Origin of the sequence: Tsukamurella pseudospumae (genome assembly GCF_001575195.1) — a bacterium.
Lineage (GTDB): Bacteria > Actinomycetota > Actinomycetes > Mycobacteriales > Mycobacteriaceae > Tsukamurella > Tsukamurella pseudospumae.
Map to the genome: position 1 here is coordinate 56,318 of NZ_LSRF01000007.1, position 16,834 is coordinate 73,151.

13 protein-coding genes and 1 pseudogene are annotated in these 16,834 nt (G+C 71.1%); 2 read left to right on the forward strand and 12 right to left on the reverse strand.

Annotated features, from left to right (window positions below; translation table 11 throughout):
- The first annotated feature begins 54 nt into the window (after positions 1–54).
- Positions 55–1,194: a winged helix DNA-binding domain-containing protein gene (locus AXK60_RS05865; protein WP_244881039.1), complete on the forward strand. Its 1,140-nt coding sequence runs from the start codon at positions 55–57 to the stop codon at positions 1,192–1,194.
- Here the strand turns inward: AXK60_RS05865 and AXK60_RS05870 are convergent, their stop codons facing one another.
- From AXK60_RS05870 to AXK60_RS05895, 6 genes are all read right to left on the reverse strand, one after another.
- On the reverse strand, positions 1,195–1,833 hold the full coding sequence (locus AXK60_RS05870; protein ID WP_068570166.1) for an O-methyltransferase: 639 nt from the start codon (positions 1,831–1,833) through the stop codon (positions 1,195–1,197).
- Between the two features lie 39 nt (positions 1,834–1,872).
- Positions 1,873–2,556: an SDR family oxidoreductase gene (locus tag AXK60_RS05875; RefSeq protein ID WP_068570234.1), complete on the reverse strand. Its 684-nt coding sequence runs from the start codon at positions 2,554–2,556 to the stop codon at positions 1,873–1,875.
- 84 nt (positions 2,557–2,640) lie between these two features.
- Positions 2,641–3,912, reverse strand: coding sequence for an MFS transporter (locus tag AXK60_RS05880; RefSeq protein ID WP_068570167.1), 1,272 nt, complete (start codon positions 3,910–3,912; stop codon positions 2,641–2,643).
- 96 nt (positions 3,913–4,008) lie between these two features.
- On the reverse strand, positions 4,009–4,494 hold the full coding sequence (locus AXK60_RS05885; protein ID WP_068570168.1) for a MarR family winged helix-turn-helix transcriptional regulator: 486 nt from the start codon (positions 4,492–4,494) through the stop codon (positions 4,009–4,011).
- A gap of 93 nt (positions 4,495–4,587) precedes the next feature.
- A complete protein-coding gene (locus tag AXK60_RS05890) occupies positions 4,588–6,654 on the reverse strand; it encodes a PhoX family protein (protein ID WP_068570169.1) in 2,067 nt (688 codons plus the stop codon).
- A gap of 163 nt (positions 6,655–6,817) precedes the next feature.
- Entirely contained in the window at positions 6,818–7,699 is an 882-nt protein-coding gene (locus tag AXK60_RS05895; protein WP_068570170.1) for an LLM class flavin-dependent oxidoreductase, read from the reverse strand.
- A gap of 127 nt (positions 7,700–7,826) precedes the next feature.
- Here AXK60_RS05895 and AXK60_RS05900 point away from each other — a divergent pair.
- Positions 7,827–9,821, forward strand: a pseudogene (locus tag AXK60_RS05900) (OPT family oligopeptide transporter).
- A 57-nt stretch (positions 9,822–9,878) separates the two neighbouring features.
- Here the strand turns inward: AXK60_RS05900 and AXK60_RS05905 are convergent.
- From AXK60_RS05905 to AXK60_RS05930, 6 genes are read right to left on the reverse strand one after another with little or no spacing between them, the layout of a single operon-like run.
- Positions 9,879–11,249 (reverse strand): TerD family protein, encoded by a 1,371-nt coding sequence (locus AXK60_RS05905; RefSeq protein WP_068570171.1) that lies wholly within the window; start codon positions 11,247–11,249, stop codon positions 9,879–9,881.
- Positions 11,246–12,103, reverse strand: a complete 858-nt coding sequence (locus tag AXK60_RS05910) for a hypothetical protein (RefSeq protein ID WP_068570172.1) — start codon at positions 12,101–12,103, stop codon at positions 11,246–11,248. Before AXK60_RS05910 ends, AXK60_RS05905 begins: the two co-directional genes overlap by 4 nt.
- Entirely contained in the window at positions 12,100–13,224 is a 1,125-nt protein-coding gene (locus AXK60_RS05915) for a cysteine protease StiP family protein (protein WP_082777851.1), read from the reverse strand. The genes AXK60_RS05910 and AXK60_RS05915 overlap by 4 nt, the downstream gene beginning before the upstream one ends.
- Complete coding sequence (locus AXK60_RS05920) at positions 13,221–14,465, reverse strand: phosphoribosyltransferase family protein (protein ID WP_068570173.1); 1,245 nt, start codon at positions 14,463–14,465, stop codon at positions 13,221–13,223. Before AXK60_RS05920 ends, AXK60_RS05915 begins: the two co-directional genes overlap by 4 nt.
- On the reverse strand, positions 14,462–15,625 hold the full coding sequence (locus AXK60_RS05925; RefSeq protein ID WP_068570174.1) for an HpcH/HpaI aldolase/citrate lyase family protein: 1,164 nt from the start codon (positions 15,623–15,625) through the stop codon (positions 14,462–14,464). Before AXK60_RS05925 ends, AXK60_RS05920 begins: the two co-directional genes overlap by 4 nt.
- Positions 15,622–16,824: a hypothetical protein gene (locus tag AXK60_RS05930; protein ID WP_068570175.1), complete on the reverse strand. Its 1,203-nt coding sequence runs from the start codon at positions 16,822–16,824 to the stop codon at positions 15,622–15,624. The genes AXK60_RS05925 and AXK60_RS05930 overlap by 4 nt, the downstream gene beginning before the upstream one ends.
- Positions 16,825–16,834: the final 10 nt, after the last annotated feature.

The window sequence follows — 16,834 nt, forward strand, 5'->3', positions numbered from 1 at the left end:
ACGAGAGGGGAGCGCAGGATGCGCCTGATCGACGACGCCGAACGTCGTGCCCGAATGGCTCGCAATCATGCCCTCGCGCAACCGGTGTCGACGGTGGCGGAGGCGGTCCGGGCGGTGGTCGCGCTGCATGCCACCGAGCCCGCCACGCCCTACCTGTCGCTGCGGGCACGCCTGGAAGGCTTCGCGATCGGCGATCTCGAGCGCGAGCTGTACGCCGAGCGGAGCCTCGTCAAGCAACTAGCCATGCGCCGGACCATGTTCGTGTTCCCGCGTGAGGCACTCCCCGCCGCGTTGGGCGGACCGTCGGCGCGGGTGGCCGCACAGGAGCATGCCAAGGTGCGCAAGGACGTCGAGGCTGGCGGGATCGCCGCCGACGGTGCCGCCTGGCTCGCGGAGGCCCGTGCGGCGGTCCTCGCCGCCCTACGCGGCCGCGAACTCAGCGCGCAGGAACTCCGCGAGACCGTGCCGGAACTGACCGGGCAGATCACCCGGTTCGAGGGCAAGAAGTACGGCGGCGATCAGCATCTCGCGCCGCGTGTGCTCACCTGGCTCGGCGCGACGGGCGATCTCGCACGCGCTCGCAACGCCAGCCACTGGCGGGTGAACCGGAATCTCTGGGCGCGCGCCGACGATTGGCTCGGTGCGGCGGTGGAGCCCGCCGACTCAGCCGCGGGCCACGCCGAACTGGTACGGCAGTACCTGCGCGCCTTCGGACCCGTCACCGAGACCGATGTGGTGTGGTGGTTCGGCTCCACCAAGTCGGTGATCCGGCGCGCGATCGCCGACATCGGAGCCGTGCCAGTGGAACTCGAGCGCGGAGCCACGGGCTGGGTGCTGCCGGAGGACGAGGACCCGGTCGAGCCCGTCGAGCCCTGGGGAGCGCTGCTGCCGGCTCTCGACCCCACGTCCATGGGTTGGAAGGAACGCGACTTCTATCTGGATCCGGGCTTCGCCCAGGCGATCTACGACCGAGCGGGCAATGCCGGCACCACGGCGTGGTGGGACGGACGGATCATCGGGGCGTACATCCAGGACGACGAGGGCACCGTCGACCTGGTGCTCCCGGCGGGGACGCCCCGGGCCGCACGCACGGCACTGACTGCGGAGGCCGAACGCCTGACCGCATGGCTGGCCGGCGAGCGGGTGAACTCGCTGTACAAGTCGCCGATCACGTTGCCGGGCTTCGGTTCCTGATCAGCGCACCACGGCGATCGCAAGGCCGTCCCAGCCTTTGACGCCCACGGTCTGCAGCGCGGTGGCGTCGAGCCGCGGGTCGGAGCCGAGCCGTTCGAGGGCGCCGCGCGTCCCGTCCGCGTCCGGGCCCTCCTCGCTGATCCGACGGATCACGTTGTCCACCACGATGACCGTGCCCGGGATGCTGAGGCGCAGTGCCCAGTCGAGGTAGGCGCGGTTGTTCGCCTTGTCGGCGTCGATGAACACCAGCCCGAACGGCCCCTCGACGAAGGGCAGCGCGTCGAGGGCGGCGCCGACCCGGATCTCCACCCGCTCGCCGAGCCCGGCGGCGTCGAGGCTCGCACGCGCGACGGATGCGTGTTCGGGGGAGTACTCCAGGGTGACGACGGTGCCCTCGGGCCCGACCGCGCGGGCCAGCCACGCGGTGCTGTAGCCGCCCAGGGTGCCGATCTCGAGGACGCGCTCGGTGCGGGCGATGGACGCCAACAGGTAGAGGAATTTGCCCTGCGTGGGGGACACCGCGATGTCCGGCAGCCCGCCTGCGGCCTGCGCATCGCGGATCGGCGCGAAGGCGGCGGCATCCGGTGCCACCGTCCGTTCGAGGTAGTCGTCCGTCTGGGCCCACAGCTCGGCACTCACCCTCCCGATCCTACGCCCGAGCGGGCCCGGCGGTGGGCCTCAGCGGGGACGGAGCACGATCTCGGTCGGGTGCGCATCGCCCGGGGTGGCGACGGCATGGGCGACGGCGGCGGCCACCGTCTCGGGGCGCAGCAGCCCCTCGGTCGAGTACTCGCGTCCCTCCGCGGCGAAGATGTCCTGCTGCATCTCGGTGTCGATGCGGCCCGGGAACACGCCGGTCACGCGGAGCCCAGGCTCCTCGGCCCGCAGTGCCTCCGCGAACGCGGTCAGCCCGAACTTGCTCGCTGCGTACGCACCCCAGCCGGGGTTGGCCCGCTTGCCCGCGCCGGAGTTGATGAGCACGACGTGGCCGCCCGAAGCGCGCAGCGCGGGCAGCAGGGCCTTGGTCAGCTCGACGACCGAGAGGACATTGACCTCGAACATGTCCCGCCAGTCGGCGGCCGGCGTGTCCTCGATGCGCCCGATCCTGCCGAGCCCGGCGTTGTGCACCAGGACGTCGAGCCGGTCGATGGGCGCGGCGAGCGCTGCGACGGCGGCGTGGTCGGTCAGGTCAGCGGGAAAGGCGGCGGCACCGTCGAACTCGGCGACGAGGGCGTCGAGCGCGGGGGAGGAGCGGCCCCCCAGCAGCAGGCGGTGCGTCGGGGCCAGCTCCCGCGCGATCGCGAGGCCGAGGCCGCGCGAGGCACCGGTGACGAGGGCGAGGGGACGGGCTTCGTCGGTCATCGCCTCACCGTAGACGAACCGGCTCACACGCGAGAACCCCGGCCGAATCCTGGGGATTCGCCGGGGTTCTCGCAGTGGTGACGATCAGAATTCGGCGTCTCCAACCAGGGCGGCCTCGGCGGGCACGGTGCGCGAGTCGACCTTGGATCCGCGGACCTGGGTGAGGATCACCGCCGCCACGACGCAGGCGCCGGCGCCGATGTAGAAGGGCGCGGCCGGGCTGCCGAACCAGTTCGCGAAGTGCGCGACGAAGGTCGCGGCGAGTGCGCCGCCGGCCCAGCGGAGGAAGTTGTAGCCGGCGCTGGCGACGGGTCGCGGCGCATCCGCGATGGACATCGCGGTGCCGGTGAACAGGGTGTTCAGCACGCCCGACGGGATGCCGGAGAGCACGACGACGGTGACCACGACGGGCACGTTCTCGTGGCCCACGGCCGCGATCACCAGCAGCACGCCGTAGACCAGCACGGCCGCAATGGATCCGGTGCGCTCGCCCAGGGAGGCGGCCACCTTGGGGGCGAGCCACACGCCGCTCACGGCCACCAGCAGGCCCCAGCCGACGAACACGGCGCCCACGAAGTACGCGCTGCGGTGCAGCACGAACGGCGACCAGGCGAGGATGGTGAAGAAGGCGGCGGTGTAGAAGGCCGAGCCCAGGCCGGTGAGGAACAGGCCGCGCTGGCGCAGGGCCTTGAGCGGCGCCAGGGGCGAGACGGTGCCCTCGCGCTGCCGCTTCTCCTTCGCCTCGGCGGCGTCGGAGCGCAGCATCGTCGTGCACAGCACCGCGCCGATCAGCATGAGGATCGCGGTGCCGGCGAACGGTCCGCGCCACGAGTACCCGCCGAGGACTGCCCCCAGCAGCGGGCCGACGGCCAGGCCCACGCCCAGCGCGGCCTCGTAGAGCAGGATGGCGCCCTGCTGGCCGCCGGTGGCGGCCGCGACGATCACGGCGAGGGCGGTGGCGATGAACAGGGCGTTGCCGAGGCCCCAGACGGCGCGCCAGGCCACCAGCACGCCGATGGAGTCCGCGAGGGCGCAGGCCGCCGCGGCGACGACGATGAGCAGCAGGCCGGCGATCACGGTGCGCTTGGCGCCGAACATCGAGGTGAACCAGCCGATGAAGAGCATCGCCACGACCTGCACGCCGAGGTAGGACGAGAACAGCAGCGTCGTCTGGCTGGGCGTCGCGTGCAGCGATTCAGCGATGGACACCAGGATCGGATCGACGAGGCCGATCCCCATGAACGCGATGACCGCGGCGAACGCCGTGACCCACACCGCCTTGGGCTGATGGGAAAGCGTGTCGCGCAGGCTGGGGTGCCCGTGATCGGTCTCAGTACGTTCGGCGGTGGTCGTCATCGCAGCTCCTTTCAATACTACGAAACTCTAACTATTTATCCGCACGAAGCACAAGCCGGTGTGACCGATTCCTCAGGACTCCTCAGTATCCCCGGGTCAGATCGCGTCCCGGTAGAGCTCCATGAGCCGGTTGAGCGCGGGCACGGCAGCGTCGAGGCTGCGCCGCTCGGCGTCGGTGAGCTCGCTGAGGTGGCCCGCGAGCATCGTGTTGCGAGCCGCGATCAGCTCGGACGTCAGCCGGGTGCCGTGCTCGGAGAGCTGGACCACCACGGCCCGCCCGTCGTCCGGGTCGGGGTTGCGCTCCGCCAGACCGAGCCGCTCCAGACCGTCGACGGCGCTCGTCGCCGAGGGCAGACGGATCCGCAGGTACCGTGCCAGTTCGCCCATCCGCACGGGCCCGAGCCGGAGCAGGCTCTGCAGCGCGGCCTGCTGCGCCGGTGTCAGGTCGGGCCCCGGGGTGTTGCGGCGCACCAGGAAGTGCAGCTGCAGCAGTGGGGGCCGCAGCCGCGCGGCGAGGTCGACGAGTGCGTCCTCGGCGGGCGGCGTCGTCGGAGCGTCAGTGGCATCGGACGCGGGAGTCATGATGTCGATATTAGGCACATATGCGACGGTGCCGGTCCCCCCGAGGGCGGGACCGGCACCGTCGGGCCGGAGAACCGGTGGTGCGCAGCGGAACTAGGAGCCGATGTTCCCGGACTTCTTCCACACCGCGACCACCGACGGGCGGGGCTGCGAGGAGCCGCCGTCGGGCCAGTGCGAGGTGGGCTTGTCGGCGGTCGCGTCGTCGGTCTCGCCCGGGTGCTGCACGGCGACCAGCACCCGGTTGTCACGGACGACGGGGCCGCAGGTCTCCGCGCCGAAGGGCACCGTGAGGAACTGCTTGGTCAGGCCGCGATCCTCACCCTCCAGGACGACGCCGAACAGGCCGTCGTTGCTGTCGAAGGTGGCGTTGGTGCCGTCCGTCGAGATCCACAGGTTGCCGTGCGAGTCGAAGGTGACGTTGTCGGGGCAGCTGATCCGCGAGACCTTGGTCTTGTCGAAGCCGCCGTAGTAGGTATCGGCCGCGGCGGGATCGCCGCACACCAGCAGCAGGTCCCAGGAGAACGTGGTGCCCGTGTGGTCGTCGGTGATCTCGAGCAGCTGGCCGCTCTTGTTCTTCACGCGCGGGTTCGGCGTGTCGATGCCGGCCTTACCCTCGGTGCCGCGGTCGCTGTTGTTGGTCAGCGCGCAGTAGATCTTGCCGGTCTTGGGGTTCGGCTCGATGTCCTCGGGGCGGTCCATCTTGGTGGCGCCCACCTTGTCACCCGCGACGCGGGTCCACAGCGCGACGTTCTCCGCCGGCATGCCGTCGACGTGCGACTCGGCGGTGCCGTCGGCCTTGGTGGTGAGCAACGGGATCCACTTCCCGGTGCCCTGGTAGCCGCCGTCGGGGACCTTGCCGTTCTCGACCTTCTGGCCCTCGAACTTCGCCACGTACAGTGTGCCCTCGTCGAGGATGCGCATGTTCGCCTCCATGGCGGCGGCACCCTTGCCCGGCTGGATCTTCCGCGAGCTGACGAACTTGTAGATGTACTCGAACTTCGAGTCGTCGCCGCAGTAGGTGACCACGTCGCCGGCGGGCGTGAGAAAGATGTTGCCGCCCTCGCGCTTCATCCGGCCCAGCGCGGAGTGCTTGATCGGGGTCGACGTCGGATCGTGCGGGTTCACCTCGACCAGGTAACCGAACCGGTTGATCTCGTTGGGCTCCTTGGCCAGATCGAACCGGTCCTCGTACTTCATCCAGTGGTGGGCGTCCTCGTCCTTGCCCACGCCGTACCGCTTCCAGCCCTCCTTGAGGCCGTCGAGCGGCGGCTTGTCGGTGCCGGAGAAGTAGTTGGTGTAGTTCTCCTCGCCCGAGATCATCGTGCCCCACGGCGTGATACCGCCGGAGCAGTTGGCGATCGTGCCCAGCACGCGGGTACCGGTCGGGTCGGCGGCAGTCCGCGTGAAGAAGGTGCCGGCTGCGGGACCGCGCAGTTCGAACTCCGTCGACGCGGTGATGCGGCGGTTGTACTCGCCCAGAACGGGAGTCAGCTTGCCCGAACCGGGCTCTCCCTTGACCTCGACCACGGTGATGCCGTGCGCGGCCATCTCGACCCGCACCTGGTTCTCGGTGGGGTCACCCTCCTTGTAGCCCTTGAACATCGCGGTGCCGGTCGTGTACTCCTGGTTGCACACCATGAGGAACGTGTCAGGCTTGCCCTCCACCGCAATGAGATCGGTGAAGTCGTTGTTGAAGCCGAACTGCTGCGCCTGCGCCTCGGGCGTCTGGTTGTCGAAGTCGAACTGCGGCGCGCCGGGCACGACCGGATCGCCCCAGCGGATCACGACGGCCTGCTCGTAGCCCTCGGGCACCGTCACCGCGTCGGCCTTGTTCGGGGCGATGGCCGGGAAGTTCAGGCCGGGCGCGCTCACATTCGCCGACGGTGCGCCGTTGCCCGCCGCCGCGCTCGACGACGCGCCCGCGCCCGTGGAGCTCGAGTCGCCGCACGCCGCGAGGACGGTGACCGCGCCCGCGCCGATCGCGGCGACACCGGCGCCGCGGAGCACGGTGCGCCGGGTGATGTCGCCGAAGTACTCGCCCTCCGACTGGTTGTCATGCTCGCGGAAGCACTGGTTGCCGCACTTGTACTTACAGGTCGTGTGCGAGCGCGCGGACTTACCGTCGTGATCGGTGAGCAGGCGCAGGTTGGGCAGGCGCATGGGTTCTCCCTGGGGCTGAGCTGGGCGAATCGGGCTGGGCTGTTGCTGATCGTCGCCAATGTAGAAGCGACACGTGATCAGTTGGCAAAGCCCAGGTAAACGCCGAGGAGGGAGTTGAACGGGGACGTCGAGCGAGGTGTCCCGTGGCGACGAGTCCGCCCGATCAGCGCACCCGGAGATGCCGCTCCGCGAAGGCGTCGAGGGCGTCCTCGGTGCCGGCATAGGGTTCGCCGTCGCGGGGCCAGTGCAGGATCACGTCGGTGAAGCCGAGTTCGGCGGAGCGGCCGACGGCATCGTCAGCGGCGTCGGGGGAGCTCAGAGAGTAGGTCCCGCCGGAATCGATCGACAGGTAGCGGTCGATGCTTCCGGGAGCGCGCCCGGCACCGTCGAGGGCGTCGTCGAGTCGCTGCGACAGCTCCGCGACGCGGGACCACCAGGCGTCACCTCCGTCACCGTCGGGCCCGGTGGTGACCCAACCCTGCCCCTGCTCGGCCACGAGCCGCAGGCCCTTCGGGCCGTTCGCCGCGAGCACGAAGGGCATGCGCGGGGACTGCGCGGGCGTCCCGACCATGCGCGCGCCGACGGCGCGGTAGTGCGGACCGTCGAAGGAGACCGGTCCGTGCTGCTCGAACCGGAGTAGTACGTCGAGGTCGCGGGTGAACTCGACGAACCGCTCGTGTCGTTCGCGCGGGGTGAGCTCGGGCTGCCCGAGCACGAAGGCGTCGAACCCCGTCCCGCCGGAGCCGATCCCCAGCAGGAGGCGACCGCCGGAGATCTCGTCGACGCCCGCGAGGTCCTTCGCGAAGGGCACGGGGTGCCGGAAGTTCGGGGAGGTCACGAAGGTGCCCAGCCGGATCCGGTCCGTGGCGGTGGCCGCGGCGGTGAGCAGCGGCACCGTCGCGCCCCATGGCTGGTCCGCGAGGGTGCGCCAGGACAGATGGTCGTAGGTCCAGGCGTGGTCGAAGCCCAGCTCCTCCGCCTTCCGCCAGCGGCGGCGGGCCTCGGGCCAGGGGTACTGGGGCAGGATCACGACTCCGAATCGCACGCATCCACCCTACGACTCGTGACCACGCCGCACGACCTGGCGCGTTCCCGTCGTACGATCGCGTGCTTGGACCTAGGGTTTTCACGTTCGGCCGAACAGGCCACCGTCCTTTTGAAGGGATAGCACCATGTCCACTCCGCTCACCGCCGAGCCGCGATCCGGCATGCGGGAGTTCACGGCCCGCGCCGTCGTCCTCGGCGGCCTCATCACGCTCGTGTTCACCGCGGCGAACGCCTACCTGGGATTGAAGGTCGGCCTGACCTTCGCCACGTCGATCCCCGCCGCCGTGATCTCGATGGCGCTGCTGCGCTACTTCGCGAATCACTCCATCGTGGAGAACAACATCGTCCAGACGATCGCGTCGGCGGCGGGCACGCTGTCGGCGATCGTCTTCATCCTCCCTGGCCTCGTCATGATCGGCTGGTGGAACGGCTTCCCGTACTGGATCACGATGCTCGTGTGCTTCGTGGGCGGTGTGCTCGGCGTCATGTAGTCGATCCCGCTGCGCCGCGCGCTGGTCACCGGCTCCGACCTGCCCTTCCCCGAGGGTGTCGCGGCCGCCGAGGTGCTCAAGGTGGGCGACACCGCCGAGGGTGCCACTGAGAACAAGCGCGGCCTGCGGCTGATCCTGCTCGGCTCCGTGGCCGCCGCCGGCTACGCGTTGCTCGCGAAGATGAAGGTCGTGGCGGAGGGCCTGTCGACCACGCTCAAGATCGGCAGCGGCGGCACCCTGTTCGTGCCGGGCCTGTCCTTCGCGCTGATCGGCGTCGGCCACCTCGTGGGGTTGACCGTCGGCATCGCGATGATCGTCGGCCTCGTCATCTCGTACTTCGTGCTGCTGCCCATCTGGACCGCCGGCGACCTCCCCGACACCGGGAGCATCACCAAGGTGATCTCCACGGCGTTCAGCCAGGAGGTCCGCCTCATCGGCGCCGGAGCCATCGCCATCGCCGCCGTCTGGACGCTCATCAAGATCCTCGGCCCGGTACTGCGCGGCATCGCCGATTCCATCGCCAGCTCGCGCAAGCGACGCGAGGGCCAGCTCGTGGACATCACCGAGCGCGACATGCCCTTCCCGTACGTCGCGGCCGTCGTGCTCGTCTCGCTGGTGCCGATCGGCGTGCTGCTGTGGTGGTTCACCGGCACCCCCAAGGCCGATTCCGGAAGCAATCCGCTCGACGGCCAGTCCGGCGGGATCATCCTGCTGAGCATCCTGTTCATCCTGGTGCTGGGCCTCGTCGTGGCCTCGGTCTGCGGCTACATGGCGGGCCTGATCGGCGCGTCCAACAGCCCGGTGTCCGGCGTCGGCATCCTCGTAGTGCTGGCCGCGGCGCTGCTGATCCGCGTCGTCTGGGGACCGTCCGCGGGCGACACTGCGACGGCGCTCGTGGCGTACACGCTGTTCACCGCGGCGATCATCTTCAGCATCGCCACCATCTCCAACGACAACCTGCAGGACCTCAAGACCGGCCAGCTGGTCGGCGCGACGCCGTGGAAGCAGCAGGTCGCGCTGGTCATCGGCGTGGCTTTCGGCTCCGCGATCATCCCGCCCGTTCTGGATCTGTTGCAGAGCGGCTTCGGTTTCGTCGGTGCGCCCGGCGCCGGGGAGAACGCGCTCGCAGCGCCGCAGGCGTCGCTGCTCGCGAAACTGTCCGATGGTGTCTTCGGCGGCGACCTCGACTGGGGCCTCATCGGGCTCGGCGCCCTCATCGGCGCCGGCGTGATCCTCATCGACGAACTGATGGGCCGCTTCTCGAAGTTCCGGCTCCCGCCGCTGGCCGTGGGCATGGGCATGTACCTGCCGATGAGCGTGACCCTGATGATCCCGGTCGGCGCCGTGCTCGGCTTCTTCTACAACCGCTGGGCCGACCGGTCCAAGGACGGGGCCGAGGGCCGCAAGCGGCTCGGCACACTGCTCGCCACCGGCCTCATCGTCGGCGAGTCGCTGTTCGGCGTGGTCTACGCCGGCATCGTCGTCGCGACCAACAAGGACGAGCCGCTCGCACTGCCCTTCATCAAGGAGGGCTGGCTGCACGGGGGAGAGGTGCTGGGCGTGATCGTGTTCGCCGCGATCTGCGCGGTGCTGTACCTGCGCACCAAGAAGCTGGCCGCGAGCGCCTGACCCGGCCGCGTCCCATGGAGGATCGACCCCGTCATGCGGGGTCGATCCTCCACGGCGTCACGCCAGGAACCGCGTCAGCTGCGGGACCGCGTCGCGCGGTGTCTTGGCGTTGATGCACTCACCGATCGCCTGCAGCTTCCACTCGCCGCCCTGACGTCCGATGGTGCACATGACGATCCCGGTGTAGGGCATGCCGCCCGCGAGCGCGAACCGTGCCAGCTCGACACCGGTCGTGGAGTCCACCAGCCGGCAGTACGCGTTGTCCACCTGATCGAACTTCTGCCCCTGGTACGAGGTCACGATGAACACCAGGGACGTGACCGCCGCGTTCACCGTCGGCAGGTCGACGTTGATCACCTCGTCGTCGCCGTCGCCGGCGCCGGTCAGGTTGTCGCCCTGGTGCTGGACCGAGCCGTCCTTGGAGCGCAGGTCGCCGAAGTAGACGGTGTCGACCTTCTGCTGTCCGGAGAACATCACCACGGAGGCGTCGAGGTCGATGTCCTTGCTCTTCGCCCCGAACAGCCCCTGCTTGCGCACCGGGTCCCACCCGAGCCCCATCGCGATCTGCGTGAGCTGCACGCCGCCGTCCTTGCGCAGCACCACTTTCTGGCCCTTGGTCAGGTCCACGCGACGGTTCTTCGTGAGGCTGACCTCCCCGCTGCCGGACGGCGGCTGTTGTCCGGCCAGCTGCGCGGTGGGGGTGAAGGGCTGCTGCGGGGGAGCCTGCGGCGCAGGGGTCTGCGGGGCCGGGCCGTTGAAGTAGTCGACCGGCGCGCTGCCCGCCGGGGCCGACGGTGCCGCACCGCTCGCGAAGTAGTCGATCGGCGTGCTCGACGGGGCCGGGGGCGTGTTCTGTGCCGGAGCCGGCGGAACCGGGTTCGACGGTGCCGCGGGCTGCGGCGGCGCGGGAGGCGGTGTCGCAGCGGGGGCCTGGGCGGCGGGCGCGTCGTCGACGCTGACGCCGTGGTCGCGCACCATGTCCGCGAAGCCGCCGGCATAGCCCTGCCCCACGGCGCGGACCTTCCAGTCGGCGCCGCGCCGGTACACCTCGACCGCGATCACCACCGACTCGCTGCTGAGGCCGTCGACGGCGTACTCGTACAGGGGGTTTCCGGCACCGTCGGCGATCCGCGCGACGGGAGCACCGAACCGCCCGAACGAGGACGACGCGTCGTCGAGGGTGATCGCGACACGGACCTGCGTGATGTCGGCCGGCAGCTGGGAGCCGTCGATCCGGAGAGCGCCGCCTCCGAGGCTCACGCCGGGCCCGTTCGGCTGATTGAAGAACACGAAATCGGCGTCGGAGCGCACCTTCCCGCTCTCGGTGACCAGCAGGGCGGACACGTCCGCGGGGGCCGGCAGCTCGACGGTGACGGTGACCGGCCCGGCGGGCAGTGGCCCGTTCTGGCCCTTGGACAGTGCGGTCATCGGATCTCCTTGATCGGATCGGGTACGGGTACAGCGGTTCCGGTGCCGCTCGCGGCGGCGAGCCAGTCGACGATCTCCGTGCCGGCGCCGACGCCGGCTGATTCGGTGAGTATCAGATGGGGTAGGGAGAAGCCGAGCTCCTCGAGCTCCCCGTGCCGGGGCCGGATCGCGGCGTCGGCGTCCTGGAGCAGATCCGCGTCCAGGGCCCCGTCGCCCGCGGCCAGCCAGCGCGCTCCGGACTCGAGAGCGCCGGACTCGACCAGGCGCCGTCGAACCTCCTGGGCGGCACGGGACTTCGTCACCGGCGCGGGGATCGTGTAGAACTTGCGGCCCTGCTGCGAGACCGTCCACCCGCGGGGTTCGCAGTACGCCCGCCACGCGGCCACGGCCTCGGCCGGGATCCGCACGTCGGAGACCACGTAGGCGAACAGGCCCGGAACGAGCCGCAGCCGCGCGCCCCACGCGGGTTCCAGCCGACTCTCGAGTTCGGCGGCGATCGCGTCGAGGTCCGCCGGAAGTGCGGCGAGCAGGCCGCCGACATGGTCCTGCCACAGCGGGTCCGGAGCACCGTCGACGAGGATCTCGCCGCCGTTGGAGCAGATGGCGTACCGGGACGGTGTGCCCGGCAGCCGCACCCGGAGGTACTGCTCGGGCGTGCGGGTCGTCGTGGGGACCAGGGGAGTCGCGGCGGCGAGCACGGCCAGGCCCGCGTGCGCCGCCGCCGACATGTACGACAGGGGTGCGTCGCGGTAGATCTCGACGCACACCGGATCGACGGTGTCGAAGGCCGGACCGGCGGCGGCCCGGGAGTAGATCAGCGTGCGGTCGAGATCGCTGGTGACGAAGGCGATCACGAGTCCTCCTTGATCAGGCCGATGCACGCGTACGCCAGATCCGGCACGATCTCCACCGGTACGCCGCGCTCGGCGGCCAGGCGCCGGATGTGCCGGTGATCGGGATCGTCCGGATCGCGCAGCAGCACGCGCCACGGAACCCGGCGCAGCAACACCCGAGTGGTCTCCCCGATCCCGGGCTTGACCAGGTTCGCGGACGAGACGCCGTGCTCCTCACGGACCCGGTCCACCGTCGCCCACCCGGACCAGTCGGGTTCGCGCGCACCGGGATCGGCGGCGAGCCGGGCGGCGACCGCGCGGGCGGCGGGAGCGGCACCGTCGAAGGCGGCGGCGACGGCGTCGAGGAGCAGCCCGGAGACGTCGTAGGGCGTGAGTTCGGCGTAGAACTTGGCCCCGTGGAACTCGTCCGGCCCGATCAGGTCGGCGTTCAGGACGGTGCGCGAGACCAGCCCGGACACCGTCGAATTCAGGCACGCGGAGGCGATGAGGAAGTCGTCGCGGGTGCCGAAGGTGCGCACGCAGTGGCCGGGGTCGGCGAGCACCGCGAGATCCGGGTTCAGGCGGACACCGGTGGCGGCGGCGTACTCATCGAGCGCCTCCGCGAGCTCGCGGGTGATCGCGCCCTTCCCGGTCCAGCCGTCGACGAACACGATGGAGGCCGGGTCGTGGTGCGCCACCAGGTGATCGAGCGCCACGTGGTCGATGCCGCGGCCGCGCACGATGGACACGGCGTAGTGCGGCAGGTCGTACCCGTGGAAGTGCTGCGCCCATCGGCGCATGAGGATCCCGATCGGCGTGCCCGCGCGCGCGAGCGAGACCAGGACGAGCTCGCGCCCGCGCTCGGCGAGGAGCAGCTCCGTCACGGTGCCGACGGCTTCCGCGAGCCGGGGCGCCGAGCCGGCGAGCGCCGCGTCGAACAGGGCCCGGTACTCGGCGCTCGGCTGGTATTCGACGGGCAGCGATTCGGCGTAGTGGGCCTCGCCCGACTGGATGCGCCGCTCGCGCTCGACGATATCGGCCTCCAGCGCCACGTGGGAGAGATCCTTGAGGAGCCAGGTCACCTCGTCCGGTGCGTACGAACCGAACCCGGGTCCGCGCAGCGGCGGGGTGATCGCGGTCATCGCGCTGCCGCTTCGGCACGGGCCGCGCCGAGCTCGGCCTGGTCGGAGGCGGGAACGACGGCGACCAGGACGTCGTGCCCGGCCGCGGCGAGCACGTCGAGGAGACCACCCGGTGCGCGCAGCCGGTCGGTGTCGGCGGGCGAGTCGGCGATGAACACGATCCGCGCCTCCTCGCGGGCCCACTGCGCGTTGTACAGGTACCGACGTGGCGCCTCGGGATCCGGTTCGGGGGAGAGGAATTCGAAGCCCCTCCGCAGCGGATACCCGTCCTCGTCGCGCACGAGTGCCGGGGAGCGGGTGGTGGTCTGGAACCGCACCGGGTGACCGTCGGCGGCCAGTGACTCGGCGACGCACAGCGGGAGGTACATCAGCTCCTCGTGGCCGATCACGATCACGGGCCGCTCGTCGAGGAGGGGCGCGAGCACCGCGGCGACCTCCGCCGCGGCGTCCCGTAACCGTGACTGGTCGGCCGCGAGCACGCCGTGCCGGCCACCGTCGGGCACGTCCGACGGCCACGGCGCAGGGAGGACCTCGACGGTGCCCCGCTGCGCGGCGACGGGGTTGAAGGGCGTGGCGGGGAGCTCGGCCACGCGCTCCGACAGCCCGTCCGGCAGGTCGACGGTGCCCCGCGCCAGCGCGACGAAGACGATGTCGAGTCCGGAATCGGCTGCTGCTCGTGCGTTCTCGGCGGCGTGTGCGGGCGAGCGGACGTCCACCAGTGAGGCCACCACGTACCGGCTGTGCGGTGCGAGCGCGTGCAGCGCGCGGATCGAGTCCAGCGCCGTCGCACCGGTCGAGATCTCGTCGTCGACGAGGACCAGCACATCGGCGGCGGACAGGAGGTCCGGTGAGGTCGGCTGCAGCAGGTGCGACGTGGCGTGGGAATGCCCCTCGGTGAACTCGCCGTGGATCGTCGCACCCGTGCGGCGGGTGGACTGCAGGTACACGGCGGCGTCCAGGCGTGCTGCCACGCAGTGGCCCAGGCCCGTTGCGGTCTCGGCGAACCCGAAGACGACGCAGGGGTCACCGTCGAGTTCCTGCGCGACCCGGTCGGCCAGCCGATCCGCCGCCGCGCGGACCGCGCTCGGTTCGGCGGGTACGTGCTTGCCGAGCACCGTCGAGACGAGCAGATGGGCGCGGCGCGGGTTGCGGCGCAGCCCCGGCACGACGAGCTCCGCGAGTGCGGGCTCGCCGTTCACGTGCATCCCGAGGCTCCGGCACAGAGCGGGTGACGCCGTCATCGTTCCTCCACGAGCGCGGTCAGCAGGTCGACGAAGCCGACCTCGGCGCGGGTCACGCCGAACAGGTCCGCGCGGATCAGAGTCTGTCGGGCCCAATTGCGGTGCGGCTTCATCTCGTTCATCTTGTTCCGGTAGCTCGAAGCGCCCACGCCGCCGGATTCGCCGTGCATGATGTCGAGCGCGTCCTGATGCTCCTCGTGCGTCACGGCCGAGAGCGCGTGTACAGCCGCGACGTGCGACGGGTGGATGACCGTCTTGCCGTGCAGGCCGTTCGCCCGGTCCAGCGCGGTCTCCCGGAGCAGCCCGTCGAGGTCGCGCCCCACGAGCAGCTTCTCGCGGAACCGGGCGGCGTGGTTGCGCTCGAAGGGCGTGGCCCGCAGCAGCGGGCGGAACATGCGCTCGTGATCGGCGAAGTACTCCCACACCGGACCCGTGACCACGAAGCCGGTGCCGTCTGAGCGCGCGAGCCGGTTCACGATCGCCGAGATGGTCTCGGCCACGACGTGCACGTCGTAGATCGTCAGATCGCGGTCGCGCCGGATGCCGAACAGGGCCGACATGTCGGTGGCGCCGATCCGCACGGCGAGGACCCGCTCGCGCTCCTCGGCGAGCAGTTCGCTGATGCCGCCGAGCTGCTCGTCGCGGCACTCGCGGTAGACGATCGACGGGGTCTCCAGCACCGGCATGGCGTAGAGGTGCGTGTCCCTGGCCGCGAGCACCGCGAGGGCGTCGCGTCCCGCGGCCGCCGTGAACTTGGGTAGGACCACCCCGGTGAGGGCCCGCGCACCGTCGCCCACCGCGTCCAGGAGGGAGGCCGTCTCAGCGGTGCTGCGCGGGCGGAGGAACAGCAGCGGCAGTGGCCCCGAGCCGTCGGCGAGTTCGGACAGCGCCGCCGCGGTGGCCCGGATCGCGTGCTGGACCTCGTCGTCGGCGACGGCGTCCTCGAGGTCGATCACCATGGACAACACCCCGTCGGACCACCGCCGTCGGATGGTGCCGGCGAGGTCCGGCCTCGTCGCGGGCACGTACAGCGTGGCGCCGAGGCCGAACGCGAGCTCCTCCCGGGGAGCAGCGCGGTCGAAGGGTTGCGGCGGCAGGTGGAACAGGCGCTGCCGGACCTCGTCCGGGAGCTGGTGGAAATGGCGCAGCTCGGTGCTCACGTCCGCCCCCGCATGCGGTTCACCGCGTCGGCGATCACGCGGTCGATGTCGGCGAGGGTCTGCAGGTACTGCCAGTAGTCGGGGTGCACGCGCTCCAGGTCGGCGATCGCCCGCTCGATCCGGGCGTGCTGCGCGTCCAGTACGCTGCCCCAGCGATGGACCTGCTGCTTCTGGACGGTGAGCAGCTGGGCATCGCGGAGGGCGAAGCGTGTGCGCTCCGCGCGCGCCGCGGGATCGGCCTTCACCCCGCGCAGCGTGCGGAGTCGCTCGCCGACCGCGTTCACCGCCGCGTCGGCGGCGTCGAGGTGATCGCGGGCGACCGAGACGTTCTCGAGGGCCAGGTCGGGGGTGCCGGCACGGAGACCGCTCGACGCCGCCGACAGCGCGGTCTCGGCGGCGGCGGACTCCCGCTCCGCGACCTTGTCGTTGTCGACGAGATCGGCCGAGCAGGCCGCGCTGAACTCGCGCAGCAGCGCCGAACGGATGTCGCCGATGTCCGCGGCCCGGTTGCGCACCGCCTGGAGGCGCGTTCCCGTCGATGCGAGTGCGTGTTGTGCGTCGTCGCCGATTCGCGGGGCGGCGCCGACCGCGGCGGTGAGCTCCGCGGCCTTCTCGAGCACGCCCTGCGCGGCGGCGTCGCGGGCGGGGAGGTCCGGCGCACCGTCGAGCGCCTGGACGGCGAGCACGAGGGCGTCGGTGGCCCGGATGACGGGCCGGAGGCCCAGGTAGGGAGCCGTGGTGGGGGCGGCGAGGAGGTCGGTGGCGCGCTCGGCTGCGACCCGCGCGGCCTGTTCCTGGGCCGCGGAGCTGGCCCGGGCGCCGCGCGCGGAGGCGAGGGTGCGCTCGTGGTCGCTGTGGAAGCGATCGAGGACGGAGACGAGGTCGGACAGCTCCCGTGCGGTGGCGGCCTGATCCTGCGGGGTGGGCGGGCGCGTGCCGGACTGGCTGCCGCTGGCCCACAGGTACCGCTCGGTGGCCCCGCCGAAGCGGTCGCGGATGGCGGGCCACTGCTGTACCGCCGAGGCGCCGGGATTCTGTGCGGAGAGGGTGCGCACGTCCTCGTCGAGCGAACTGAAACGACGGTCCGCGTCGAGGTAGGCACTTGTCAGGCCCGTGTCGACGCCGCCGGCGCCCGCGGCGTTCGATGGAGAGCGATCGGGCTCTCCACCGAACAGCCGACGGAACGCACTACCTGCCATGGTGAATCCG

Bases quoted from the DNA above. Each gene is read 5' to 3' on its own strand.
- AXK60_RS05865 (WP_244881039.1), top strand. From the start codon at position 55: ATGGCTCGCAATCATGCCCTCGCGCAACCGGTGTCGACGGTGGCGGAG.
- AXK60_RS05890 (WP_068570169.1), bottom strand. From the start codon at position 6,654: ATGCGCCTGCCCAACCTGCGCCTGCTCACCGATCACGACGGTAAGTCC.
- AXK60_RS05875 (WP_068570234.1), bottom strand. From the start codon at position 2,556: ATGACCGACGAAGCCCGTCCCCTCGCCCTCGTCACCGGTGCCTCGCGC.
- AXK60_RS05885 (WP_068570168.1), bottom strand. From the start codon at position 4,494: ATGACTCCCGCGTCCGATGCCACTGACGCTCCGACGACGCCGCCCGCC.
- AXK60_RS05905 (WP_068570171.1), bottom strand. From the start codon at position 11,249: ATGACCGCACTGTCCAAGGGCCAGAACGGGCCACTGCCCGCCGGGCCG.
- AXK60_RS05915 (WP_082777851.1), bottom strand. From the start codon at position 13,224: ATGACCGCGATCACCCCGCCGCTGCGCGGACCCGGGTTCGGTTCGTAC.
- AXK60_RS05930 (WP_068570175.1), bottom strand. From the start codon at position 16,824: ATGGCAGGTAGTGCGTTCCGTCGGCTGTTCGGTGGAGAGCCCGATCGC.
- AXK60_RS05880 (WP_068570167.1), bottom strand. From the start codon at position 3,912: ATGACGACCACCGCCGAACGTACTGAGACCGATCACGGGCACCCCAGC.
- AXK60_RS05920 (WP_068570173.1), bottom strand. From the start codon at position 14,465: ATGACGGCGTCACCCGCTCTGTGCCGGAGCCTCGGGATGCACGTGAAC.